Here is a 23,048-nt window from a genome sequence, read left to right on the forward strand (position 1 = left end):
AGTCGGTTCTCCCATGAAACGCACATTTGATTTTCTTATCGCCCTAATCGGTCTAACTATATTGCTTCCCGTTATTTTTCTAGTCGCCGTACTGATCCGGATAAAATTGGGATCGCCGGTGTTGTTTAAGCAGACACGGCCCGGACTGCACGGAAAACCTTTTGCTATTTTCAAATTCCGGACGATGACCAGCCAGCGCGACGAAACCGGGCGCCTGCTTCCCGATGAGGTAAGGCTGACCCGCTTCGGGATGCTGCTCCGCAAATTGAGTCTCGATGAACTGCCGCAGCTGTTAAACGTGCTGCGCGGCGAATTGAGTCTCGTCGGACCCAGGCCTCTGCTCATGGATTATATGAACCGTTATACGAGCGAGCAGGCGCGCCGGCACGATGTCAGACCCGGTATCACAGGCTGGGCCCAGGTGAACGGACGCAATGATTTAAGCTGGGAGCAGAAATTCGAGCTCGATGTCTGGTATGTGGATCATCAGTCTTTCCGGCTGGACATGAAAATTTTATGGATGACCGTGATCAAGGTGATCAAAACCGAGGGTGTAAGCAGGACGGGACACGTAACGATGCCGGAGTTCCAAGGGTATGCATCGAACGGGGCCGTCGAGAAATGAAACCTTTCCGGTCCTTGAAGTTATGGATTTACGGAGCCGGCGGACAGGGGCGCGAAACCGTGCAGCTGGTCAGGGATATCAACCACCTCTCCTCTTCCTGGGACATACTCGGTTTTCTGGATGAGAGTGAGCAGATACAGGGAAGGATGGTGAGCGGTTTTCCGGTTCTCCATCCTTACACGGCCCTGGCCCAGACCGATTGGGAAGAAACCAGGCTGATCTTCGCGATCGGCAGTTCGCGGACTAAGACGATCGTTGCCGGAAAAATCGAAGAGGCGTTCCCGCTGGTCCGGTACGCCTCGCTTTATCATCCCACCGCCGTTATCTCCGAGAGTGCCCAGATTTCGGAAGGGTGCATAGTCGCGGCTCATACCGTGGTTTCGACCGATGTCCGTCTCGGACGCCATGTCCTGATTAATTACGGCGCGACGGTCGGTCATGATTCCGCCATCGGCGATTACGGCAGCCTATTACCCGGAGCGAGAGTGTCGGGCCACGTGCAGATCGGCCATGCGGGAGATGTAGGCGCAGGCTCGGTTATCCTGCCGGGGCTGCGAATCGGCTCCGATACGGTAATCGGGGCAGGAGCCGTGGTTACCCGTTCTCTGCCGGGCGGCTGCACGGCTGTAGGCGTACCCGCGAGGCCTATTAAGAGAGAGAAGGAGTGAAAAGAGTGGCTATCCCTTTGAACCCGAAAATTTATTTATCTCCCCCCCATATGGGAGAATACGAACAGCAGTATGTCCGGGAAGCGTTCGAGACGAACTGGATCGCTCCTCTCGGTCCGAATGTCAATGCTTTTGAAGAAGAACTGGCCGCGTATACGGGAGCTGCCGGGGCCGCCGCATTAAGTTCCGGCACCTCGGCTATTCATCTGGCGCTCAAGCTTGTGGGAATCTGCCCGGGTGACCGGATTTTTTGCTCTTCCCTGACATTCGTGGCCAGTGCGAATCCGATTCTGTACGAGGGCGGGATTCCCGTATTCATCGATTCCGATCCGGATACTTGGAACATGTCCGCGGGAGCTCTCCGGAGAGCGCTTGAAGAAGCGGACCGGGAAGGAAAGCTGCCGAAGGCCGTTATCCTCGTTAATCTTTACGGACAAAGCGCCGATATGAATCCGATCCTGACTCTGTGCGGGAAGTACGACATTCCGGTAATCGAGGATGCGGCCGAATCTTTGGGAGCCACTTATAAAGGAAAACAAAGCGGGACGTTTGGCAGATACGGCATCTATTCGTTTAACGGAAATAAAATCATTTCGACTTCCGGGGGCGGCATGCTCGTTTCCGACGACCTGGAAGCATTGGAGAAGGCCAGATTCTGGGCTACGCAGGCCCGGGATACCGCCCGGCATTACCAGCACTCGGAAGTAGGCTATAATTTCCGGATGAGTAATGTTTTGGCCGGTATCGGAAGAGGCCAGCTCCGGGTTTTAAACGACCGGATACAGGCACGGAGAGAGGTCTTCGGGCAGTACCGCAGGGCCTTCGAGTCTATAGAAGGAATTTCCTTTATGCCGGAGGCCGATTACGGGCACTCGACCCGGTGGCTGACGGCGATCACGGTCGATGAACGGGTAACGGGCGTTTCCTCGACGGAAATCGTTGACCGCCTGGCGGCTCAGAATATCGAGGCACGCCCCGTATGGAAACCGCTGCATCTCCAGCCGCTTTTCGAGGGATGCGCTTATTATCCCCATGAAGAGGAGATCAGCGTCTCTGATCGGCTTTTCTCGACGGGGCTGTGTCTGCCTTCCGGCTCCAGCTTGACTCCGGCCGATCAAAACAGGGTGACGGATATGGTGCTGCGTACCATAGCTATCCCGAACCGCTAATCCGGTAGAGGCGGTTATTATGCAGAACCCGGACATGCGTCAGCTGCTGCTGGAGTTGGAGCAATTTGTACATAGGGTGGAAGAGCAGAGTGAACCGGTACCTGCGGTCAAGCCCTACGTGGACGATTTAAAGCAAATTATGCTTAAGCATGTGAACCGGACGGAAATGTCCTTGCTTACTACTTATAAATAAGAGAAAAGATAGATTCAAAGCCCTCTGATATCGGTTCCGATATTGGGGGGCTTTATTTTGTTAACCGGGAAAAATGAAGCCGGAAACAGGCGAATGCGCTCATGAAGGCTCTCGTCCGCAATAAAATGTTCCGCTTTCCGCTAGTGCTGGCGTGGATGTCGTTCATGTTCTATCTCTCTTCCCAGCCATGCTGGCGGTCTGTGTCCTTTTCGCGGTGACGGATGAATGGCATCAGAAATTTACGCATCAAAGGACTTCTATGGCAGAAGACGTTATCCTGGACACCTGCGGTGCCCATCTGGGTACAGCGATGTATTATTTTTTTCTAAAAATTCTACAAAAATCTAGTAAAAACGCACCGAATCACCCAAAAACTTCTTGATTTGTTACAAAACGTATCTTATAATAATTTACAAATACAGAATGTAACAAGTTGCGACAACAAGAAGCAAAATGAAGAGGTGTGTGAGAATGAAAGCTTTGGATTTGGTCTACTGCATTCACTGCGGTTCGATTGTGTCCCGGACTCAGGCGGATCATATTTTCAAAACCGGATTTTACCGGGTGTCGATACCGCTGGCAAGCTGCAACAGCTGTGCGGCCCCGAATTCGAACACCAAGAGCTGTCAAGATCTGCCGCACCACGGACGTTTGAACGAGTACGAGACTCGTCTTCCGTTGATGGCGTAAAGCAGAACCGGGTTACATGCTCCCCAAGTCGGTAACGTTCAGGTCAGGGAAAGTAGGATGAGAAGAATGGTGGTTGAGGGGGATAAAGCATGGAAGCCTTGGCTCCGCTGGCTGGTCAGCTCGCTTTATTTGCTTCTGGGGATCGTTTCGTTGGCGCTGGGCCTCTGGCTGCTCTAGCCGGACCCGCTGCGTTGTACGCCGCTTTGTCTTTACCGTAAAAAAATAACCGCTCCTGTCCCTATAGGGCCGAGCGGTTTTTTTGACGTGTATCCTCCTGAAATCTTTCTATTCATATAGAAGAATCAGGAATTGATCAGGTGTTTGTAAGGCGTGTAATCGATCTTCTCGCGTTCGAGGAAATTCATCAGGCTCCGGTAATCCCGCTTGGGAGTGGCGATGATGTAGCCTTTGATGCAGTGCTCGCGTGTAACTTCCGCGGCCTCTTCTTCCAAGGCGATCTGCCCGATTTTGGCTGCGATGGAGTGCTTGGCGATGTCACGGAACGGACCGGGTACAGGGGCGACAAGTTTGTTTAGAAAAGCTTTGGAATCGTCCGTCCACATATGACGGGATTTTTCCACGTAGTAGTTCTGCCAGTCGAGCTTGGATTTTCCGTCGGCCTTCGGAAGCACCTTCAGGAATTTACGGAACATAAAATAACCGCCGATCGCCATCAGACCAATGAGGACAAGGGGCCAGAAAGTAATAAACCACATAAACAGGGAGTTGTTCAAAACTCGTCACCTCGGAATCTGTTATTCCCGCACGGGGCCAGGTTTAAGCCCTGGATCTCTCTTGAAATTATACCTTATTTCTGGCTTTCTTGCGACATTGCCTGTAAAATAGGGAGAAAAGATTTTACAAAGCAAGGAGCCTATTCCTATGATTAAAATCGGTTCACACGTTTCATTTTCCGACAAAGGTTTGCTGAATGCGGCCCGGGAAGCTGTTTCGTACGGCTCCGGCACATTCATGATTTATACAGGTGCACCTCAGAATACACGGCGCAAGCCTATTGAAACACAATATATCGAAGAGGGCCGGGAAGTCATGCAGGAGCACGGGATCGGCGAAATCGTCGTTCACGCTCCCTACATCATCAACCTCGGTTCCTACAAAGAAAATACGTACGAGCTGGCCGTCCAATTCCTGCAGGACGAAATCCGCCGCACGGACTATCTGGGCGTGAAGAATATCGTGCTTCATCCCGGCGCGTTTACGGACAAGGATGCCGAGTACGGCCTGGCCCGCATTTCGGAAGGGCTGAACGAAGTCCTCGCCGGCGTCAAGGACACGGGCGTGAATATCGCCTTGGAAACCATGGCGGGCAAGGGCACCGAGATGGGCCGCAGCTTCGAGGAGCTGGCGCAGATTATCGACAAGGTCGAAGACAACGGCCGACTGACGGTATGTCTGGATACCTGCCACATCCACGATGCAGGGTATGACGTCGTAGGCGACCTGGACGGCGTATTGGATCAGTTCGACCGCGTGGTCGGTCTGGACCGCATCGGGGTCGTCCACCTTAACGACAGCAAGAACCCGCGCGGCGCGTCCAAAGACCGTCATGCTCCGGTCGGAGCGGGCTGGATCGGCTTCGAAGCGATAAACCGCGTCGTTCATCACGAGAAACTGATCGGCCTGCCGATGATTCTGGAGACTCCGTGGATCGGGAAGGACCCGAAAACCCAGCGTCCGATGTACGAAGCGGAAATCGCGCTGCTCAGCGGGACCGTCCTGGAACGGTTCGGCGAATCCTTTGCGGAAGACGTGGAGCGGCTGGCTTTCTTTTTCGAGAAGAAAGAGGTCGATTCGCGCGGCTTCGTCCTGCAAACCTGGGAGCTGCTCAAAACCGACGCGAAAGCCAAAAAAGCGGACGGACGTGAACCGATGGAGCGCCTGTACGACATGATCGCGGAAGAGCGTCTGTTCCCGGAACTGTCCGAAGAGCAGATCAATCAGCGTCTGACGGCATGGTTTGCCGGTAAGGATCTGCTGAAGTCTTTGTAAGGTAACTCTGTGTTTTCATCACCGGCTCGGACCGGAATAGATTCCTATTTTGCGTGTACAAAAGGAGAATCCAGTAGAGATGGCAGCAGCAAAAACGTCCGGCGCAGCCGGCAAACAGAACCGCGGCAGAATGCTCATTTCCTGCCCGGACCGGCCTGGAATCGTGGCCGCGGTATCCAAATTTTTGTCCGAATACGGAGCGAATATCGTCCAGTCGGACCAGTACACCATGGATCCGGAAGGCGGAATGTTCTTTATCCGGATCGAATTCGACTTAACCGGCCTGGAGCAGCGCAAGCCGCAGCTTGAGGACGATTTTGCCGGAGTGGCGGCCGAGTTCTCCATGGACTGGAGCCTTTCGCTGGCCAGTCAGAGAAAACGCCTGGCGATCTTCGTGTCCAAAGAAGATCACTGTCTAATGGAGCTGCTGTGGCACTGGCGTGCCGGGGATCTCGACGCGGATATCGCCATGGTCGTCAGCAACCACCCGGATATGGCGCCGCTCGTCGAGCCGTTCGGTATTCCGTACCACCATATTCCGGTAACTCCGGATACGAAAGCGGAAGTGGAGAAGCACCACCTGGAGCTGCTCGAAGGCCAGGTGGATCTGATCATCCTCGCCCGGTACATGCAGATTATTCCGGCTTCTTTTATCAAGCATTACCAGAACCGGATCATTAATATTCATCATTCCTTCCTTCCGGCTTTCGTCGGGGGCAAACCTTACGCACAGGCTCACGGACGGGGAGTTAAACTAATCGGGGCAACCGCCCATTACGTGACCGAAGAGCTGGACGGGGGACCGATTATCGAGCAGGACGTGCAGCGCGTCAGCCACCGCGACAATGTCGACGATTTGAAGCGCATCGGCCGCCATATCGAGCGGATCGTCCTGGCAAGGGCCGTTTCCTGGCATACGGAAGACCGCATCCTCGTTCATCAGAACAAAACGGTCGCATTCAGCTAGAGTCATAGTCGTGGAGCGATAGCGTACCGAGGCTGATTCAGCAATAAATCCGAAGAGGCTTCTATGCCGCTTCGGATTTTATGAAAGGAGCATTCCCCGGGGCTATGCCGCTTTAAAGCGGTTCATTCTTTGTCGCGGGTTTGCAGGGCTTTTCTGCCCAAAGCGGCGAGTATAAAACCGTAAAGAAGGTGTCCTGCGATCCACCAGATCATGGCGGTTACATCCGAAAGGACGGGTGTAACCGCCGATAAGGCCAACTGGGTAAGAGGTACGAACAAGGGGATAGGCGAGATGCCGAGCAGGATCCCCGGCAGCCACGGTTTTCCCGTACGTCCGAGCAGAATCGCGTACAGGAAACCGATAAGGACCGAAACGGCCAGATGTAGGGTCAGTTCGAACCATTCAGGCAGACCGCTCCCAAGACCTGGGATAAAGTCGACATTGAGCAGCAGTGTATAGACGCGGGAACCTGCAAAGAATTCCACGGCTTTAAAAAGCAGAGCGAGTGCGGCCCCGGGCACCAGCCCGAAAGCAAAGCCCCGCAGGACAAGCGTGTTTCCGTTTTCAAAAAAAGGGCGGCTCATCCGCTCTTCACTCTCCTTGTCCGAATGCGGGCGCTTATACCGCGGGCCTGACATTGCGGTTTCGGATTTTAGCTTTATAATGGAACTAATGCTTCAATGTTGGCGAGAATAACAACAGTATAACACGACACCATTCATAGGAGGATACACCATGTCTGCAAGCAATACGCCTATTCAGCAACTAGCCGTTAACACGATCCGTACACTTGGAATCGACGCTATCGAGAAAGCCAAGTCCGGCCACCCCGGCATCGTTATGGGGGCCGCGCCTATGGCTTATACGCTGTTTGCGCATCAAATGACCCATAATCCGGCCAACCCGACATGGATCAACCGCGACCGCTTTGTCCTGTCCGCAGGCCACGGCTCCATGCTGCTTTACGCGATTCTGCACCTGACGGGCTATGATCTTCCGATGGAAGAAATCAAAAATTTCCGCCAGTGGGGCAGCCTGACTCCGGGACATCCCGAGTTCGGTCACACGGCGGGCGTTGACGCGACAACCGGTCCGCTCGGACAAGGTATCGGCATGGCCGTAGGTATGGCGATGGCCGAAGCGCATCTGGCCGGTCTGTACAACCGTGAAGACTTCCCGGTTATCGATCACTATACATATGCCATCTGCGGAGACGGTGACATGATGGAAGGCGTATCGTCCGAGGCTGTCTCTCTGGCCGCTACCCTTAAGCTGGGCAAGCTGATCATGATGTACGATTCCAACGACATTTCGCTGGACGGCGATCTGCACGTTTCCTTTACCGAAAATGTTCAAAAACGTTTCGAAGCCTACGGCTGGCAGGTGCTCCGCGTAGAAGAGCAGAACGACCTGGAAGCCCTCAACCGCGCGGTTGAAGAGGCGAAAGCCGACACGACCCGTCCGACTCTGATCGAAGTGAAAACGACGATCGGCTACGGCAGCCCGAACAAAGGCGGCAAAGGCGGACATGCCGGACCGCACGGTTCCCCGCTCGGTCTGGAAGAAACCAAACTGACCAAGGAATTCTACAAGTGGAACTACGAAGAAGATTTCTATGTTCCTGAAGAAGTCCGCGAGCATTATGCGGCGGTCAAAGAAAAAGGCATCCAGGCCGAACAGGCATGGAAGAAGCTGTTCGACGATTACCGCAAAGCTTACCCGGAACTCGCCGTGCAGTTTGAACTGGGCGAAAGCGGCAAGCTTCCGGAAGGCTGGGACCGCGATCTTCCGGTTTACACGCCGGAAGACAAAGCTCTGGCTACGCGCGCCGCTTCCGGTAACGCGCTGAACGCCGTAGCGAAGAACGTTCCGTACTTCTTCGGGGGTTCCGCCGACCTGGCAAGCTCCAACAATACGGAGATCAAGAACGCTCCGATCTTCAACGCGGAAAATTACGCGGGCCGCAACATCTGGTTCGGCGTACGCGAATTCGGGATGGGCGCCGCCCTGAACGGAATTTCCCTGCACGGCGGTCTCCGCGTATACGGCGCCACGTTCTTCGTGTTCTCCGACTACCTGCGTCCGTCGATCCGTCTGGCCGCCCTGATGAAGCAGCCGGTGATCTACGTCTTCACGCACGACAGCATCGGCGTAGGCGAAGACGGCCCGACTCACGAGCCGGTTGAACAGCTTGCCGCCCTCCGCGTCATTCCGGGCATGACCGTTCTCCGTCCAGCGGACGGCAACGAAACGAGCGAAGCTTGGCGTTACGTGATAGAGCACAACGACGGACCGTACGCGCTTATTTTGACCCGCCAAAACCTGCCGCAGCTCGAAGGCTCAGCCAAATATGCGCGCGAGAACTTCTCCAAAGGCGCTTATGTCGTAGCCGACGCGCCTAACGGCAAGCCGGACGCGCTTATCCTTGCGACAGGCTCGGAAGTTCAGCACGGTGTGGCCGCTCAGAAGCTGCTCGCCGAAGAAGGCATCCAAGTCCGCGTCGTCAGCATGCCGAGCTGGGAGCTGTTTGAGAAGCAGTCCCAGGAGTACAAGGATTCCGTCCTGCTTCCGGACGTCAAAAAGCGCCTCGGCGTAGAAATGGCTTATCCGCTCGGATGGGAACGTTATGTAGGCGATGAGGGCTCTATCCTCGGAATCAGCACGTTCGGTGCTTCCGCTCCGGGCGATCTGCTTATCAAGGAATTCGGATTTACGGCAGAGAATGTCGCCAAGCGCGTCAAAGAACTGCTTAAATAAATATAGGAATGCCATAAGGACGACCGCTTCCACAGGGTCGTCCTTATGTGCAGCCGCCAATCACGAGGGGGAGAACAGGTTGTCGAATTTCGAAGGAGTTACCGTAGTCAAGAAAGCGAACGTTTATTTTGAGGGGAAAGTGACCAGCCGCGCCGTTTTGTTCGCGGATGGCTCGAAGAAGACGCTGGGCATCATGCTTCCGGGGGAGTATGAATTCGGCACGGATTCCAAAGAGATTATGGAAATCCTGGCCGGCGACCTGAGTGTCCTCCTTCCGGGCGAATCCGAGTGGACGGACATTCAGGGACAAGGGGAGTTTACCATCCCGGCTAACGCCAAATTCAAGCTGAAAGTCCGCAGCGTCACGGATTACTGCTGCTCCTACATCGCGGAATAGGCTCCCGGTTTTCGGCTGCGGCCGCGGGTATACGCTCGGCAGGTATAGGCAGTGCGGGCAGTACACAGCCGCGGTATAAGCAGCAGGTATACGTAGTGCTGGCAGTACTCGACTGCGGGCAGTACGCAGCTGCAATAGAAAAGGCCCTTCCGAACTCTTCGTTCGGAAGGGCCTTTCTTGCCTTGCGGGGCTCTCAGTCCGCAGTGTTTGGTATCGCATGACTATGGTCAATCAGAGCCGCGGTTTCAGCGGGCGCGTGCGCAATCCGGGGCTTGCGGCCGCTAGCAGGCGCAGCGGCGGGCTATTGCCGTCTACTGCCGGCTATACCGGCTTGTATTCCACGCTATAAGGCAGTATCGCGAAAAGCCCCGATAGAAACCGAGGTGCGGTTGCCGATACTGTTAACTGGACGAATGACGCGTATTAACGGTTACGAGTCCCTATACGGCGGATAATTTTCGTGGCAGGGGTGAAGATGCAAGCCCCGTCAGCCGTTACGTCAGTACCCGCCGTGTTCAAGGCTCGCTTTACTGCCCGTCTTTTTGCTCGACCTTCTCGTTCATCCATTCCTCGTAGCACTGGATGGCGGCGGCTAGGTCTTCCTCGCCGAGGCCTTTGCTCAGGCCCATCTGGAAGACGGTGGTCGCCGCATGCAGCATAGGAGCGGGAAGCTGGAACTTGCCTGTCAGATCGGACGCCAGCAGCAGGTCCTTCAGCATCAGCTTCAGTGAGAACTGGTTGCTGAAATCGCGGGCGATAATCTTCGGGCCTTTGAGCTCGGCCTGCTTGCTGCCCGCGGAGCCTGCCTGCACGACCTGCAGGAACTGTTCGGGGGCTAGGCCCGCTTTCGTCGCAATGGATAAGCCTTCCATCAGGCCGATCGCGTTGATGCCCACAATCGTGTTGTGGGCCAGCTTCGTATAGGAGCCGGAACCGGACGGTCCCATGTAGAGCACTTTGCTGCCGAGATCGCTCAGCAGCGCGTACTGGGCGTCGAATACGGGGCGGTCTCCGCCGACCATGAATACGAGCGTCGCCGCTTCGGCAGCGGGCTTGCTTCCCGTTACGGGCGCGTCCAGGAAGTACGACCCGCGTTTACCCAGGTCGGCGTGGAGACGCTGGCTGAGAGCCGGGGACACGGTGCTCGAATCAATTACGGTTAGGCCTTTACCGGCCTTTTCTAGAACTCCGTTCTCGCCGTAATAAACGCTCTCGATGGCGGAATCGTTACTCAGCATCGTGAACAGGATCTCGGCCCCGGAGACGGCTTCCGCAGGGGTTGCGGCAAGCGAAGCGCCCGCCTGGACAAGCTCCGCCGCTTTATCGGCACTGCGGTTGTATACGGTGACCGCGTACCCTTTGCGGAGCAGATTCAGGGCCATTGGAGCGCCCATGGTTCCTAATCCGATAAATCCGATTTGTTTCATCACTAATCACCTCGTTAAGAGTAACGCCAGACACGATAATTTCACTTGCAGTTTGTCAGGAAAGCTTTTATAGTAAGGAATCAATGCATGCGAAGCCGATGCGCCGGGTGTTTTCGGAGAATAAATCCGCCGTCCCGGCAATACTACCGGGAGGGCTGTCCTGCAGGCCCGGCCCGCACGTATCCATTCTATGAAGCCGTCCCCGCAAGCGCTCGGTGAAGGTACACCACTAGGCGTTTTTCCTATTGTAGCACGTTTTGCAAAGAGGGAGCACGCCTCGGGCGCGCGACTTGCGGACAGCGGCACAGAAGCGGTATGCTAGAGGAAAGAACCAAGTAAAAGAACCGAGGAGGAGAGAAAGTTGACCCAGAAGCTGCAATTTGATTACAGCAAGGCGCTTGACTTTGTTGCCCAGCACGAAATTGATTACCTGGCCGGGCCGATCCGTACCGCACATGACCAACTGCATAACGGAACCGGAGCCGGTAGTGATTATTTAGGGTGGATCGATCTTCCGGTCGCTTACGACAAAGAAGAGTTCGGCAGAATCCAGAAGGCGGCGAAACAAATTCAATCCGACTCCGAGGCGCTTGTCGTGATCGGCATCGGCGGCTCCTACCTGGGGGCCCGCGCGGCGATTGAAATGCTGTCCCATTCTTTCTATAACCTGCTTGATAAAGATAAGCGTAAAACTCCGGCCGTGTACTTCGTCGGCCAGAATATCAGTTCTACATACGTAACGCACCTTCTGCAGCTGCTGGAAGGCAAAGACTTCTCCGTAAACGTCATTTCCAAATCCGGAACGACGACGGAGCCGGCGATTGCTTTCCGTATTTTCCGCGAGCTGCTGGAGAAAAAATACGGCAAAGAAGCCGCGCGCAAGCGCATCTACGCTACGACCGACCGCGAGAAAGGCGCTCTCAAGCAGCTTGCCAATGGCGAAGGCTACGAGTCCTTCGTTATTCCGGACGACGTAGGCGGACGCTACTCTGTTCTGACGGCCGTAGGCCTGCTTCCGATCGCCGTGGCCGGCATCAACATCGAAGAGATGATGCAGGGCGCAGCCGATGCGCGCGAAGCTTTCTCCAACCCCGAGCTGAGCGAGAATGCGAGCTACCAGTATGCGGCTGTCCGCAACGCGCTCTACCGCAAAGGCAAGACTACCGAGATTCTCGTGAACTACGAGCCTTCCCTGCATTATGTATCGGAGTGGTGGAAGCAGCTTTACGGCGAGAGCGAAGGCAAAGACAACAAAGGAATCTTCCCGGCTGCCGTCGATTTCACGACAGACCTTCACTCCATGGGCCAATTCATTCAGGAAGGCAACCGCAACCTGTTTGAAACGGTACTGTTTGTAAACCAGTCCGCAGAGGAAATCGTCATCGGAACCGATGAAGAGAACCTGGACGGGCTTAACTTCCTGAGCGGCAAAACGATGGATTTCGTGAATAAAAAAGCGTTCCAGGGCACTATGCTGGCTCACACGGACGGAGGGGTACCTAACCTGATCGTGACACTGCCCGACACTTCGGCTCACACGTTCGGTTATATGGTCTACTTCTTCGAAAAAGCATGCGGTATCAGCGGTTACCTCCTCGGAGTGAATCCGTTCGACCAGCCGGGTGTGGAAGCCTACAAGAAAAACATGTTTGCGCTGCTGGGCAAGCCCGGTTACGAAGAAGATAAAGCGAAACTGGAAGCTCGGTTGAACGACTAGTTTCGTCCAGACAGAACCCGTATGGGGCTCTATAAGCGCGTTTTGAACGAAAACAGACCTTTTCCTGCGGGATTAGGTCTGTTTTTATTGGAAATAATGTTAGAACTAAATTAACTATTGTACTAATATTCTGATTTGTGTAAAATGATATGAAACAGAAGGCGCATTAGTTAGGAAATGGAATGAAGAAGCGACATGATAGCATCCTACAGAACGGTACAGAAGCATGGAGCCGATGAAATTATCATCAAACGTTCCCGGTTTATCGGTCAGGCATTGCCGGTTTCGTCCGAAGAGGAAGCGCTTGCTTTTATTGCCGGCGTGAAGAAAGAACATTCGATGGCGACCCACAACTGCTCCGCTTACATGATCGGGGAACGCAATGAGATTCAGAAACAGTCGGATGACGGGGAGCCGAGCGGCACAGCCGGCAAACCGATTCTCGAAGTGATCCGGAATATGGATCTCAAGAACGTGGCCGTAGTCGTCACCCGGTATTTCGGCGGTATTATGCTGGGAGCCGGCGGACTGATCAGAGCCTACACGGATGGCGCAGTCGCGGGAATACAGGCTGCGGTGCCCGTTTACAAAGTAAGTCATCAGGAACTGCTCGCTGAAATCGATTATACTTGGCTGGGTAAAGTGGAGAATGAGCTGCGGAACCGCAACATGCGGATGGGCGATACGGAATTTACCGACAAGGTTATTCTCCGGTGCTATCCCTTATCTGCCGAGGCGGATTCTTTTGCCGACTGGTTTACCGATTTGACCCAAGGTCAAGGAAACATCATACGCGGCGAACATACATATATCGAACATAGCGAGCTACCCTAACAATTTCATACACCACCGAAGCGGAGGGATTCTTATGGCGAGGAAGGCAGTCGCTCAGGAACTTAGCAGAGAGCGGATTCTTGAAGAGGCCAGGGAGTTATTCGTAACTCGCGGTTATCGCGCTTTAACGATGCGAAGCATCGCTAAAGCAATGGGTTACAGCCATGGCGCGTTATACTATCATTTTAGAGAAAAAGCAGAGCTGTTCAATGCTCTCATTCTGGAGGATTTCGGCATACTCCTGCAGCGGCAGCGGCAAATCATCGTCGAATCTGCTGTTCTCGGGGTTCCCCTGCTGCAGAAGCTGATGATGGAGTTTATCCGGTTCGGGCTGGAGAACCCGCATCATTACGAAATCATGTTTATGATCCGGGACGAGGAGCTGCGCCAGTACTCGCGGACCGAGCAGGCGAAATGTTTCGATCTGTTTGCCACGGTCGTGCGCCAGGTCATTTCGGGAATGCCGGACAAAGAAGATCAGGAATACCGGCTGCCATGGAACTTGTTCATGTCCATGCACGGATTCATCTCGCATTCCATTCATTACGGACAAACGTACGAGTTGGTCGAACAGCTCGCCGAAGAGCATGTACAGCTGCTGTGCAGCAACCTGGTCTCCACGGCGGCCCGTTCCGAGTCTTCCAAAGTCAGTCTGGTCAATCACGAATCAGCTTAACGGTAAACGTACGGCTGCGGGGCCCGTCAAATTCGCAGAAGTAGATTCCCTGCCAGCGGCCTAGCTCAAGGCGGCCTCCGCGGATAAATACGGTTTGCGAGGCTCCAACCGTCATGGCTTTCAGATGAGCGGCCGTATTGCCTTCCGCATGACGGTCGCGCGGATGCTCCCAGGGGAACACTTCATCCAGGCGCATGAGCACATCTCTTTTTACATCGGGATCGGCATTTTCGTTAATCGTTATTCCTGCAGTCGTATGAGGGCAGTAAACGATCGCGGTGCCGTCTTTCAGACTACTTTCCTGAACCAGCCTCGCCACGATGTCCGTGATTTCAACCATTTCGTCCCGTCTGCGGGTGACAAGATCGTAGGTATGCAGCATAAGCGAATGTCCTCCTTGCGGGTTTTATAACCGGCGGGCAATGGAGATAGGGGGCCTTAGAAGCAGATCAAGCTTCTTATCCTCCTGCATGCGCGGCATGGTCAAGCCCGGCGGTTCGGTCAGATTCTATCGTAACGGACGCGATTTCCGGTGTCAAAACATGTTACAATGAAAGCATAACCGGATAACGAGAGGATGAAACGCATTGGATTTGGCGGCATGGTCGGAACAGAATGTAGAGTATATGTTCGATGAAATCAAAACCAAACTGAGAATGGCGACAGGCGGATCGATTAAAGCGTCCAACTTTAGCCAGGAACAATATGAAGATCTTAAGGATTTGTACGATCTGGTGATGAGCAAGCCCAATTTCAGCATTAGCGAAATTGACGCGATCACAACGGAACTGGGCAAGCTCCGCAAGGCCTAAAACCTGCTTGCCCTTTGCGAAAAGCCTTTCTGCATGGAGATTGACTCTCCGGGCGGGAGGCTTTTTTTCTATGAAAAAGACGTCTTTCTTCTGCCTGCAATCCTGGCTCTCTCGTGGAACAGCCAGCCTTGGCCAAATAAATCAGGGTGAAGGGACAGCTATCCAATCGGGCCGCTAGCCGACCGCATATGGTGTAGGGTAGCATGCATGATTCGCTGAAAAGGGAGGTAGACGGTATGAGTTCCAAACTTCGTAATGACGCGTCTAAACTGGTCGGGCAGAACATCGTGGCCGTCCGTAAAGACGGTTCCACGGTCAGAGGCAAACTGGTCCGTATTCAAGGCAACGAGCTGATTCTTGAGCCCCAAGAGGGAACCGCTCAGACAAGAGCGTTCATTCCTCTCGTGTTGTTCGATTTGCTTGCCATCGGAACGGCTCCGTATGCTTACGGACCTTACGGTTTCGGCGGCGGCTATGGCTACGGCGGCGGCTTCGGCGGCCCCGGATTTTTCTGGTAAAAAAAGAAGCGCGGCAGCACATCAGGTTCCGGTTGCGGGACCTGATTTTTTATTGGCGTGCGGGCTTGAACAAACACCATCGGCTCGGCTCCGGAATAGGCTGGTGTGGAGAAAGCGGCGAGTTCCGTGTCTCGGAACAGGTTGAGAGGAGGTAAGAAGATGAGCGAAGGAAAGAGCGAATTCGACTATGAAAAAGAGTGGGAACGGAAATTCGGTTTCCGTTCCGGTGAGGTTCCTTCGTTTTCCTCCATCTTCGGAGACGGGGAGACTTTGTTTACCGAGCTGTCGAAACGGATTTCGAAGGACCCGGAAAACACGGCGTGGTTGGACCAATGGCTGGATAAGCTTCTTCGGCAGGCGATGCCGGACTACCGGATTCCGGAGTGGATGGGCACCGATTGGGACAACGAGCCGGACGGGGGACCCGCGGGTCAGAGCACGCAGGGAAGCACTCTGCCGCCCAGCGGCGAGAAACGCCGGACGAGCGGAGCTCGGCCTGCCGCCGCTCGGCCTGCTGCCTCCCATACTGCCGCCGCCCAGCCGTCCGCGGCCATTCCCTTCTCCGGCAGAAAGCCTGTTAAAGGCCTTGCTGCCGGAAGCAAAAAGCGGCCAACCGCCAAGGTTAAAGAGGCGGAGCCTTTTGCCTATTCGATAACCGAGGTCGGGGGCCGGCTGATGGTTATCGTGCAGCAGCCTTCGGGGATACGCCCGGGAGAGATTGAACTGGCGGCGGACAGGTCGAGCATCCGCCTTAGCGGCAGCCGGATCGGGGGGAAGCGGGCCATCCGTCTGTTCAGGCCTATCCGGCCGGGTTCATGCAGGATGAGCAGCGAAGACGGCTCTCTGGTCATCCGGGCCGATTTGGCCCACCGGTGACGGATGGAACCGCGGCCCTCTGATAAGCCGTGGAAAGCGGCGCGGCGAGAGGAGAACGCGATGGCCGGCAGGCCCGCAGCGCGGCGGCGCGGAGGTCCTGCCGCGCTGCCGGACAGGAGCTCATTGTCGTGGGATTACTTCGGTCCGCTGCGCTCCGCCAGCTGCTTTTGTGCCATACGGACCAGCTCCCGCACCATGCGACCGCCGATTTCGCCACCGATTTTACCGGCATCCTCGGTGCGGAGTTGACCGTTGTTGCCCGGCTCCAGAGGTACTCCCAGCGTGCGCGCGACTTCGTATTTGACCAGGTTCGGCTGATCGCCGGACACGTTGTAGCCCGCGTCCCGCATGACCTGGCCCTTGAACTTGTCCAGACTGCTTTCGCTACCGGGAACCGCGGCTCTGCGGCTTCGTCTTTTTGCCATGCTATCACCTCCTGAGGTTAGGATGCCCAGGAGTTCCCGGAGTATCACGTGCGGCCAGCGGTCTCCGGTCCGTGAAGAGAGCGGCAAGCCCCCGGAGCCTGAGGCTGTCCGTTTAGAAAAACACCGTGCGCAGTAAGCACACGGTGTGATGACATGACCCTACATAATGAGGCATAGGAGTATATCCTGGCAGCGAAAGGCAAGCCTTGTACTGAAGCTGCCCGTCAAGATCTCCCGTCGCGGAATCCGATAGAGGGCGGCTGCCCATAAACTTGGCTGATGGCCGATTTTACCCTAAATGCTAGCGCCCCGCTTGTTCCGCCCCTACGGGAATCCGGTCAAAGTCAGCCGGGTCTTCATAGCCCTGCTGCGCAGGGATTGTCTTTTCGATGAGATACAAGGGACGTTGCTTGACCTCCCGGTAGATTTTGCCGATATATTCTCCGATCAGCCCCAGGGCAAGAAGCTGCACTCCGCCGATAAACCAGACGGATAAAATAAGAGAAGTCCAACCGGAAGCCGTCGTTCCCCATAATTTAGAAATGATGGCGTAAGCGCCGGCGAACACGCTGAAGATGGAGAGCAGAAACCCGGTGACCGTTACCATCCGGATCGGTTTGACGCTGAAGGAAGTGATCCCGTCCAGTGCAAAGGACAGCATTTTGCGCAATGGATACTTCGATTCCCCGGCAAAACGTTCTTTCCTCTCGTACATGACCTCGGCCGTGCGCAGTCCCAGTAGCGGGACAATCCCCCTCAGAAACACATTGACTTCCTTATAACGGGACAAATAATCCAGAGCGCGCTTGCTCATGAGCCGGTAATCCGCATGATTGTTCTTAATCTGGACGCCCAGACGTAGCATTAATTTATAGAAGGATTCGGCGGTGGTTTTTTTGAACCAGGTGTCGGTCGTCCGGTCGCTGCGGATTCCGTAAACGATCTCGGCTCCCTCCAGATACTTCCGTACAAATTCGCGTATCGCGTCCGTATCGTCCTGCAGGTCCGCATCGATGGAAATCACGATGTCCGATGTATGTCTGGCCGTCATTAAACCCGCTAGCAGGGCGTTCTGATGGCCCGCATTCCGTGCGAGCTTAACGCCTGTTACATAGTCATGGGAACGGCTGTATTGATCGATGAGTTCCCAGGTCCGGTCTTTACTGCCGTCATCGACGAGCAGCATCACACTTTCGCCGGCTACAAGCTTTTCTTGAATGACACGGTCCAGAACCGCGCTTAACCGGCTTACCGTTTCCGGGAGAACTTCTTCTTCGTTATAGCAGGGTACCACGATTGTTAAAATAGGGCTCGACATCCCGTCAAATCTTCCTTTCTTATCCTGGACTGGACATTACTGCTTCCCACCGGATTATCCTTATTGTAAACAAGCACAGTCCGATAAAGCAATTGCCTATTCGTCGGAATGTGTTGAAAACAGGCGATTTAATTCTTGTTTAAAATAATTACAATTTTATAGTCATTCTATTGACGGAGACAAGAAGACGGTGCTATACTACCGTCATGACATTGATAATCATTTTCAAATAATAATAATTATAAAGAGGTGCAGAATGAATCCACATCGTCCTTCTCTCACAACGAATCAAGGCGCGCCCGTTGCCGACAACCAGAATTCGAAGACAGCCGGTACTCACGGCCCGACGCTGCTCGAAGATTATCATCTTTTGGAGAAACTGGCTCATTTTGACCGTGAACGTATTCCGGAGCGTGTGGTGCATGCGCGGGGTGCGGGCGCGTTCGGAGTATTCCGGCCTTATGCCAGTATGAGCGAGTACACGAGAGCGGCTTTTCTGCAGGACCCTTCCATTGAAACGAAAGTGCTTGTCCGCTTCTCGACGGTTATTCATCCGAGCGGTTCGCCGGAGACGCTCCGGGATCCACGCGGCTTTGCCGTTAAGTTCTACACGTCCGAAGGAAATTATGACCTCGTCGGCAACAATTTGCCCGTATTCTTTATCCGCGATGCGCTCAAATTCCCCGACATGGTGCATTCCTTGAAGCCGGCCCCGCATACCAATGTTCAAACGCCTAATCATTTGTGGGATTTCATGTCGCTTTCTCCCGAATCGACTCACATGCTGACCTGGGTCTTTTCCGACCGCGGAACACCCGCCAACTACCGGGAAATGGACGGTTTCGGTGTGCATGCCTTCAAATGGGTGAACGCGGAAGGCAAGGTCGTTTATGTCAAATACACTTGGAAATCGCTGCAGGGTGTCCGTTCGTTAAGCCGCAAAGAAGCGGCAGAGCAGGGGGGGCGCGATCACAATCACGCAACGCGCGACTTGTATGACGCCATCGAGGCGGGAAGCTACCCGGAATGGGAGCTGAATGTGCAGATGCTGGAGCCGGAGCGTTTGGACCAGTTCAGTTTCGATCCCCTCGATCCGACGAAGGAGTGGCCGGAAGACCTCGTTCCGTTCGTTAAAGTAGGACGGATGACCTTGAACGAGAATCCTAAAAATTTCTTCGCCGAAGTCGAGCAGTCCGCTTTTGCTCCAAGCGTGCTTGTACCGGGGATTGAACCTTCCGAAGACAAACTTCTGCAGGGCCGTCTGTTCTCTTATCCGGATACGCAGCGCCACCGGCTGGGAGCGAACTATATGCAGATCCCGGTAAACTGCCCTTATGCGCCGGTCCGCAATTATCAGCGGGACGGTCAAATGGCGGTTCGGCAGGATCATTCGCCGATCAATTACGAGCCGAATTCCTATGACCATGCGCCGAAGGAAGCCGGAAGCGTCTATGCGGAAAGCGAGAAGCCGCTGACGGGTTCTACCACACGCCGCACAATCGAGAAAACGGACGATTTCACGCAGGCAGGGGAGCGTTACCGCCGGATTACGCCGGAAGAACGCGCCAATCTGATCGATAACCTCGTGAATGATCTCAAACAAACGGACCTGAAAATCCAGCTTCGCGCCGTCTGCAATTTCTTCCGTGCCGATGTGGAATTCGGTTCACGACTTGCGGAAGGGCTCGGAATCGATCTCAGCGGTTTTATCCCGCAGGGAGCGGGTTCCGGAACGGGACAAATGCCACCGCGTTAATTCGTTTGTCACGGGCAAGAGCACGGGAAACGCTGCAAGGCTGTTTTCTTCGCCATCAGGTTAAGCGGCCCGCCGCCATGCTGGAGGAATTCCCCCCTTCCCGCATGGTGCCCGCTTTCACGGATGGTTGAAGGGCACCGGCTGCCCTAATGTTTCCGGCGCGAGGCTTTCAAAATAAATGGCCCTGTAGTCCATCGGCTCGGCAAAGTTGCCGTAGGCCGTGCTCTTCAAGGGCCGGAACCCAAAAAGACTTCTTTCCGACAAGGAAAGAAGTCTTTTTTCGCTGAGCTCAGCCGAGCTTAACGCTCCATTGCTTCACAAGCATCATGAGCGCCTGGTTATCGACCGGCTTCGTGATATAGTCCGATGCGCCGGCTTCGATGCAGGCTTCCCGGTCGCTCGGAAGGGCCCGGGCGGTCAGAGCGATGATCGGCAAATCCCGGAAGGTAACGTTCATGCGGATTTGCCGGATCGCGGTTTTGCCGTCCATCTCCGGCATCATCATGTCCATCAGGACCAGGCTGATGCCGGGATGGAGGGAGAGCAGGCGCAGGCTTTCCCGGCCGCTGCTCGCTCCCAGCACTTCGGCCCCGCGGGATTTGAGCAGCGCGGTCAGGCTGCGCACGTTGGCGTCGTCGTCGTCCACGACGAGCACCGTGACCTCCCGCAAAAGCTGCTGGACCGCGTCCGCAGGCGTGTCCGTGACCGCCGGCGAAGCGGTGACCGCAGGCGTGTCTGCGCCGCCAGCCGCGGATTCCCGGCCTGCGGGGGCGCTGCGGGTTTCGGCGAAGGTGCCGCCGGAACGGTCCGCGCTTTCCTCCGGAAGCGGGGAGGAGAGCGGCGTAAGCCGGGGAAGCTTGGCGTCGTCCGCCAGCTTCTGAAGCTCCTGCTCCTGCCCGCTCAAGCTGCTGGAAGGAAGAAGGAAGGTAAACGTGCTCCCCGTTCCCTCTTCACTTGTAAGCCGGATTTCTCCGCCCAGCAGCCGGGCAAACTGGCGTGAAATAGAAAGGCCGAGGCCGGTTCCGCCGAATTTGCGGCTGGTTGTGCCGTCCGCCTGATAGAAGGCCTCGAAGATCTGTTCCCGCTTGTCCGCACGGATTCCGATGCCGGTATCCCGTATGGCGGCGGCGGGATGCTGAATGCCTTTGGCGTCCATTTCGACGTAAAAGGTAAGCGTTACGCCGCCCCGCTGGGTAAATTTGAACGCGTTGGACAACAGGTTTTTCAAAATCTGCTGAAGCCGCTGTTCATCCGTATGAATGATATCGGGAACGCCGGTTGAACGAATGTGGAAGTACAGGCCCTTCTGGGCGGCAACGGGTTCGAACATGCGGGTCATCGCTTCGACGACTTCGCTGACGTTCACTTCCCCCAGCGTGATGGACATATGTCCCGCTTCGATTTTGGACAAATCCAGAATATCGTTAATCAGCGTTAGCAGATCCTGACCGGAGCTGTGAATAATTCCGGCAAATTCAATCTCTTCTTCCGAGAGCGTCCCGTTCTGATTTTCGGCCAGAAACTGAGACAGAATCAGCATGCTGTTCAGCGGGGTTCGGAGCTCGTGAGACATGTTCGCCAGAAATTCGGATTTGTAACGGGAAGCGGCCACCAGCTCTTCGTTTTTCACTTCCAGTTCGTCGTGAATCTGCTGGAGCTCCATGGCTCTTTCTTCCGCCAGCCGGAACTGCTCGGCCAATTCCTTGTTGCTCGTATTCAGTGCTGCCCGACGGAGAAAATCCGCTTTGAAATCGTGCAGAATAAACGTAAAGAAAAAGCTGAAAAACAGGCCGGCCGTGCCGGACAGCGGAGCCAACTCGATCAGATACGTTGCGGCCGGATAAACCCCAAGAATAGCGATATCCGCGACGTTGAAAAGATTCACGATTAGAATAAGCAGCAATATGCGAGTGGTCTGACGCAAAGAAGTGCGTTTAAGCAGTTCGCTGGTCAGCGCAGTCACAACGCCGAGAATGACCATATTGCCGAAGCCTGCCCAGGCGGCATGATTCAGGCCGAACGATAAGCGGGCCAGCCCGATCCCGAGCCCGATGAGCATAATGTGGGAGGGACGAGACAAGAACAGGGGAGCTACCAGAATGGGCACGAATCTTAAATCAAAGATGACAGTAGGGGTCAGCCGGGCTCCGTACATCATGGAGAGCCAGCCCGCCGCTATCGAGAGCAGAATGTACAGCATTTTCATCCAATTGACGGGGACCCGGTACAAAATATATTTATAAGCCAGGCTGCCTAAATAGGTAAAGGTGAGCAAGGTGCTTATATTGGCAAAAAACGACTTGAAATAATCCGCGAAATTATCCATTTCTTTTCCTTTCCCATTCCAAAAGCCCTTCAACCCAGCTCAATTAGATGTTCTTTCCTAGTATACCAAAGTTACCGGCATCCCATTGGCAGAAAAAAAGACCCCGGGGGGGTCTTAAGGCATTACCGACGCACGATACGTCGAAAATGACGGAACTGATTTTGTCCGGACAGGTACTATACGGGCGAATACGCTTATGGCCGGTTAGACGGTCAGCGGCTCAGCGGTTATCGACTTTTTCCGGGTAAAGGTCGTGGTTCATCAGGCGGTGCTCCGCCATTTGCTCGTATTTGGTGCCGGGACGTCCGTAATTGCAGTAAGGATCGATGGAGATCCCGCCCCGCGGAGTGAATTTGCCCCAGACCTCGATATATTTCGGGTCCATGAGCTTGATCAGATCGTTCATAATAATGTTCATGCAGTCCTCATGGAAATCGCCGTGATTGCGGAAGCTGAACAGATATAGTTTGAGGGATTTGCTTTCGACCATTTTGGCGTCCGGCATATAGCTGATATAGATGGTGGCAAAATCGGGCTGTCCCGTGATCGGGCACAGGCTTGTAAACTCCGGACAGTTGAATTTGACGAAATAATCGCGGTAAGGGTGTTTATTGTCAAAGGATTCAAGCACCTGCGGCGCGTAATTAAACGGATATTGAGTCTGCTGGTTGCCCAGCAGGGTGAGATCGAGTTCTTCCTGGTTTCTTCCGGCCATAAAGGCACCTCCGGTTTTAATTTTGTAAAAGTTGCGGGGGCCGCATGGTAGTCAGGCTGCAAGAAAGCATGCTGCTATGCTGTCTAGAAGCAGGATGTGCCCAGCACCGCGCGCTGGAGCTTCGCGCGGTACGGAAAAAGCAAGGCTGCCGGGCAGCATGTCGCAGCATCTG

Annotated in this window: 25 protein-coding genes; 17 read left to right on the forward strand and 8 right to left on the reverse strand. The window is 54.7% G+C overall.

All coding sequences use genetic code 11. The features are described from left to right. The first annotated feature begins 13 nt into the window (after positions 1–13). The 6 genes from AC58P5_RS25710 (at position 14) to AC58P5_RS25735 (ending at position 3,345) form a co-directional block, all read left to right on the forward strand. Complete coding sequence (locus AC58P5_RS25710; protein ID WP_497391706.1) at positions 14–625, forward strand: sugar transferase; 612 nt, start codon at positions 14–16, stop codon at positions 623–625. Continuing rightward, positions 622–1,293 carry an acetyltransferase gene (locus tag AC58P5_RS25715; RefSeq protein ID WP_497391708.1) on the forward strand — a complete coding sequence of 224 codons (672 nt, stop codon included), beginning with the start codon at positions 622–624 and terminating at the stop codon, positions 1,291–1,293. Before AC58P5_RS25710 ends, AC58P5_RS25715 begins: the two co-directional genes overlap by 4 nt. Positions 1,294–1,298: 5 nt before the next feature. After that, positions 1,299–2,462, forward strand: coding sequence for a DegT/DnrJ/EryC1/StrS family aminotransferase (locus tag AC58P5_RS25720; protein ID WP_497391710.1), 1,164 nt, complete (start codon positions 1,299–1,301; stop codon positions 2,460–2,462). A gap of 19 nt (positions 2,463–2,481) precedes the next feature. Further along, complete coding sequence (locus tag AC58P5_RS25725) at positions 2,482–2,655, forward strand: hypothetical protein (RefSeq protein WP_497391712.1); 174 nt, start codon at positions 2,482–2,484, stop codon at positions 2,653–2,655. Between the two features lie 187 nt (positions 2,656–2,842). Then, complete coding sequence (locus tag AC58P5_RS25730; protein WP_497391820.1) at positions 2,843–3,037, forward strand: VanZ family protein; 195 nt, start codon at positions 2,843–2,845, stop codon at positions 3,035–3,037. A gap of 89 nt (positions 3,038–3,126) precedes the next feature. Continuing rightward, on the forward strand, positions 3,127–3,345 hold the full coding sequence (locus AC58P5_RS25735; RefSeq protein WP_497391714.1) for a hypothetical protein: 219 nt from the start codon (positions 3,127–3,129) through the stop codon (positions 3,343–3,345). A 302-nt stretch (positions 3,346–3,647) separates the two neighbouring features. Here the strand turns inward: AC58P5_RS25735 and AC58P5_RS25740 are convergent, their stop codons facing one another. Continuing rightward, entirely contained in the window at positions 3,648–4,061 is a 414-nt protein-coding gene (locus tag AC58P5_RS25740; protein ID WP_042229966.1) for a DUF2621 domain-containing protein, read from the reverse strand. Positions 4,062–4,227: 166 nt separating this feature from the next. Here AC58P5_RS25740 and AC58P5_RS25745 point away from each other — a divergent pair, with 166 nt between their 5' ends. Together AC58P5_RS25745 and purU are read left to right on the forward strand one after the other, a co-directional pair. Further along, positions 4,228–5,355 (forward strand): deoxyribonuclease IV, encoded by a 1,128-nt coding sequence (locus AC58P5_RS25745; protein ID WP_497391716.1) that lies wholly within the window; start codon positions 4,228–4,230, stop codon positions 5,353–5,355. A gap of 79 nt (positions 5,356–5,434) precedes the next feature. Then, positions 5,435–6,322 carry a formyltetrahydrofolate deformylase gene (purU, locus tag AC58P5_RS25750; protein ID WP_497391718.1) on the forward strand — a complete coding sequence of 296 codons (888 nt, stop codon included), beginning with the start codon at positions 5,435–5,437 and terminating at the stop codon, positions 6,320–6,322. 122 nt (positions 6,323–6,444) lie between these two features. On the opposite strand, the gene AC58P5_RS25755 is transcribed toward purU, so the two are convergent. Next, entirely contained in the window at positions 6,445–6,906 is a 462-nt protein-coding gene (locus AC58P5_RS25755; RefSeq protein ID WP_497391720.1) for a hypothetical protein, read from the reverse strand. 151 nt (positions 6,907–7,057) lie between these two features. Here AC58P5_RS25755 and tkt point away from each other — a divergent pair, with 151 nt between their 5' ends. After that, complete coding sequence (gene tkt / locus AC58P5_RS25760; protein ID WP_497391722.1) at positions 7,058–9,079, forward strand: transketolase; 2,022 nt, start codon at positions 7,058–7,060, stop codon at positions 9,077–9,079. 79 nt (positions 9,080–9,158) lie between these two features. Continuing rightward, positions 9,159–9,476, forward strand: coding sequence for a pyrimidine/purine nucleoside phosphorylase (ppnP, locus tag AC58P5_RS25765; protein WP_497391724.1), 318 nt, complete (start codon positions 9,159–9,161; stop codon positions 9,474–9,476). Between the two features lie 527 nt (positions 9,477–10,003). On the opposite strand, the gene AC58P5_RS25770 is transcribed toward ppnP, so the two are convergent. Continuing rightward, on the reverse strand, positions 10,004–10,903 hold the full coding sequence (locus AC58P5_RS25770; protein WP_497391726.1) for an NAD(P)-dependent oxidoreductase: 900 nt from the start codon (positions 10,901–10,903) through the stop codon (positions 10,004–10,006). A gap of 361 nt (positions 10,904–11,264) precedes the next feature. On the opposite strand from AC58P5_RS25770, the gene AC58P5_RS25775 reads away from it, so the two are divergent. The 3 genes from AC58P5_RS25775 to AC58P5_RS25785 all read left to right on the forward strand — a co-directional run bounded on the left by AC58P5_RS25775 (position 11,265) and on the right by AC58P5_RS25785 (position 14,130). Next, the gene (locus tag AC58P5_RS25775; RefSeq protein ID WP_497391728.1) at positions 11,265–12,620 is read left to right on the forward strand and encodes a glucose-6-phosphate isomerase; all 1,356 of its coding nucleotides are present in this window, start codon (positions 11,265–11,267) and stop codon (positions 12,618–12,620) included. A 195-nt stretch (positions 12,621–12,815) separates the two neighbouring features. Continuing rightward, the gene (locus tag AC58P5_RS25780; RefSeq protein ID WP_217562308.1) at positions 12,816–13,454 is read left to right on the forward strand and encodes a YigZ family protein; all 639 of its coding nucleotides are present in this window, start codon (positions 12,816–12,818) and stop codon (positions 13,452–13,454) included. Positions 13,455–13,488: 34 nt separating this feature from the next. Next, on the forward strand, positions 13,489–14,130 hold the full coding sequence (locus AC58P5_RS25785; protein ID WP_497391730.1) for a TetR/AcrR family transcriptional regulator: 642 nt from the start codon (positions 13,489–13,491) through the stop codon (positions 14,128–14,130). Here the strand turns inward: AC58P5_RS25785 and AC58P5_RS25790 are convergent. Next, positions 14,111–14,512, reverse strand: coding sequence for a secondary thiamine-phosphate synthase enzyme YjbQ (locus tag AC58P5_RS25790; protein WP_497391732.1), 402 nt, complete (start codon positions 14,510–14,512; stop codon positions 14,111–14,113). The two genes, AC58P5_RS25785 and AC58P5_RS25790, sit on opposite strands and share 20 nt — an antisense overlap. Before the next feature lie 205 nt (positions 14,513–14,717). On the opposite strand from AC58P5_RS25790, the gene AC58P5_RS25795 reads away from it, so the two are divergent. The 3 genes from AC58P5_RS25795 (at position 14,718) to AC58P5_RS25805 (ending at position 16,336) form a co-directional block, all read left to right on the forward strand. Then, positions 14,718–14,942: a DUF1128 domain-containing protein gene (locus AC58P5_RS25795; protein ID WP_497391734.1), complete on the forward strand. Its 225-nt coding sequence runs from the start codon at positions 14,718–14,720 to the stop codon at positions 14,940–14,942. A gap of 236 nt (positions 14,943–15,178) precedes the next feature. After that, complete coding sequence (locus tag AC58P5_RS25800) at positions 15,179–15,460, forward strand: hypothetical protein (RefSeq protein WP_497391736.1); 282 nt, start codon at positions 15,179–15,181, stop codon at positions 15,458–15,460. A gap of 159 nt (positions 15,461–15,619) precedes the next feature. Further along, positions 15,620–16,336: a hypothetical protein gene (locus AC58P5_RS25805; protein WP_497391738.1), complete on the forward strand. Its 717-nt coding sequence runs from the start codon at positions 15,620–15,622 to the stop codon at positions 16,334–16,336. A gap of 134 nt (positions 16,337–16,470) precedes the next feature. Here AC58P5_RS25805 and AC58P5_RS25810 read toward each other — a convergent pair whose 3' ends face one another. Both AC58P5_RS25810 and AC58P5_RS25815 read right to left on the reverse strand, forming a co-directional pair. Further along, positions 16,471–16,761 (reverse strand): alpha/beta-type small acid-soluble spore protein, encoded by a 291-nt coding sequence (locus AC58P5_RS25810; RefSeq protein ID WP_497391740.1) that lies wholly within the window; start codon positions 16,759–16,761, stop codon positions 16,471–16,473. Between the two features lie 301 nt (positions 16,762–17,062). Then, entirely contained in the window at positions 17,063–18,079 is a 1,017-nt protein-coding gene (locus AC58P5_RS25815) for a glycosyltransferase family 2 protein (protein ID WP_497391742.1), read from the reverse strand. 256 nt (positions 18,080–18,335) lie between these two features. Here AC58P5_RS25815 and AC58P5_RS25820 point away from each other — a divergent pair, with 256 nt between their 5' ends. Further along, a complete protein-coding gene (locus tag AC58P5_RS25820; protein ID WP_497391744.1) occupies positions 18,336–19,835 on the forward strand; it encodes a catalase in 1,500 nt (499 codons plus the stop codon). 289 nt (positions 19,836–20,124) lie between these two features. On the opposite strand, the gene AC58P5_RS25825 is transcribed toward AC58P5_RS25820, so the two are convergent. Then, positions 20,125–22,161 carry an ATP-binding response regulator gene (locus AC58P5_RS25825; protein WP_497391746.1) on the reverse strand — a complete coding sequence of 679 codons (2,037 nt, stop codon included), beginning with the start codon at positions 22,159–22,161 and terminating at the stop codon, positions 20,125–20,127. 220 nt (positions 22,162–22,381) lie between these two features. Then, on the reverse strand, positions 22,382–22,876 hold the full coding sequence (gene queF / locus AC58P5_RS25830; protein WP_042229820.1) for a preQ(1) synthase: 495 nt from the start codon (positions 22,874–22,876) through the stop codon (positions 22,382–22,384). Between the last annotated feature and the right edge of the window lie 172 nt (positions 22,877–23,048).

Source organism: Paenibacillus sp. JT31N7 (assembly GCF_059692095.1).

What these genes read in the sequence shown, in the direction of transcription:
- AC58P5_RS25730 (WP_497391820.1), top strand. Translation starts at nt 2,843, where the DNA reads ATGCTGGCGGTCTGTGTCCTTTTCGCGGTGACGGATGAATGGCATCAG.
- tkt (WP_497391722.1), top strand. Translation starts at nt 7,058, where the DNA reads ATGTCTGCAAGCAATACGCCTATTCAGCAACTAGCCGTTAACACGATC.
- AC58P5_RS25785 (WP_497391730.1), top strand. Translation starts at nt 13,489, where the DNA reads ATGGCGAGGAAGGCAGTCGCTCAGGAACTTAGCAGAGAGCGGATTCTT.
- AC58P5_RS25800 (WP_497391736.1), top strand. Translation starts at nt 15,179, where the DNA reads ATGAGTTCCAAACTTCGTAATGACGCGTCTAAACTGGTCGGGCAGAAC.
- AC58P5_RS25780 (WP_217562308.1), top strand. Translation starts at nt 12,816, where the DNA reads ATGATAGCATCCTACAGAACGGTACAGAAGCATGGAGCCGATGAAATT.
- AC58P5_RS25725 (WP_497391712.1), top strand. Translation starts at nt 2,482, where the DNA reads ATGCAGAACCCGGACATGCGTCAGCTGCTGCTGGAGTTGGAGCAATTT.
- AC58P5_RS25790 (WP_497391732.1), bottom strand. Translation starts at nt 14,512, where the DNA reads ATGCTGCATACCTACGATCTTGTCACCCGCAGACGGGACGAAATGGTT.
- AC58P5_RS25825 (WP_497391746.1), bottom strand. Translation starts at nt 22,161, where the DNA reads ATGGATAATTTCGCGGATTATTTCAAGTCGTTTTTTGCCAATATAAGC.
- AC58P5_RS25740 (WP_042229966.1), bottom strand. Translation starts at nt 4,061, where the DNA reads ATGTGGTTTATTACTTTCTGGCCCCTTGTCCTCATTGGTCTGATGGCG.
- AC58P5_RS25770 (WP_497391726.1), bottom strand. Translation starts at nt 10,903, where the DNA reads ATGAAACAAATCGGATTTATCGGATTAGGAACCATGGGCGCTCCAATG.
- purU (WP_497391718.1), top strand. Translation starts at nt 5,435, where the DNA reads ATGGCAGCAGCAAAAACGTCCGGCGCAGCCGGCAAACAGAACCGCGGC.
- AC58P5_RS25820 (WP_497391744.1), top strand. Translation starts at nt 18,336, where the DNA reads ATGAATCCACATCGTCCTTCTCTCACAACGAATCAAGGCGCGCCCGTT.
- AC58P5_RS25805 (WP_497391738.1), top strand. Translation starts at nt 15,620, where the DNA reads ATGAGCGAAGGAAAGAGCGAATTCGACTATGAAAAAGAGTGGGAACGG.
- AC58P5_RS25710 (WP_497391706.1), top strand. Translation starts at nt 14, where the DNA reads ATGAAACGCACATTTGATTTTCTTATCGCCCTAATCGGTCTAACTATA.
- AC58P5_RS25755 (WP_497391720.1), bottom strand. Translation starts at nt 6,906, where the DNA reads ATGAGCCGCCCTTTTTTTGAAAACGGAAACACGCTTGTCCTGCGGGGC.
- AC58P5_RS25715 (WP_497391708.1), top strand. Translation starts at nt 622, where the DNA reads ATGAAACCTTTCCGGTCCTTGAAGTTATGGATTTACGGAGCCGGCGGA.
- AC58P5_RS25735 (WP_497391714.1), top strand. Translation starts at nt 3,127, where the DNA reads ATGAAAGCTTTGGATTTGGTCTACTGCATTCACTGCGGTTCGATTGTG.
- AC58P5_RS25745 (WP_497391716.1), top strand. Translation starts at nt 4,228, where the DNA reads ATGATTAAAATCGGTTCACACGTTTCATTTTCCGACAAAGGTTTGCTG.
- AC58P5_RS25815 (WP_497391742.1), bottom strand. Translation starts at nt 18,079, where the DNA reads ATGTCGAGCCCTATTTTAACAATCGTGGTACCCTGCTATAACGAAGAA.
- queF (WP_042229820.1), bottom strand. Translation starts at nt 22,876, where the DNA reads ATGGCCGGAAGAAACCAGGAAGAACTCGATCTCACCCTGCTGGGCAAC.
- AC58P5_RS25810 (WP_497391740.1), bottom strand. Translation starts at nt 16,761, where the DNA reads ATGGCAAAAAGACGAAGCCGCAGAGCCGCGGTTCCCGGTAGCGAAAGC.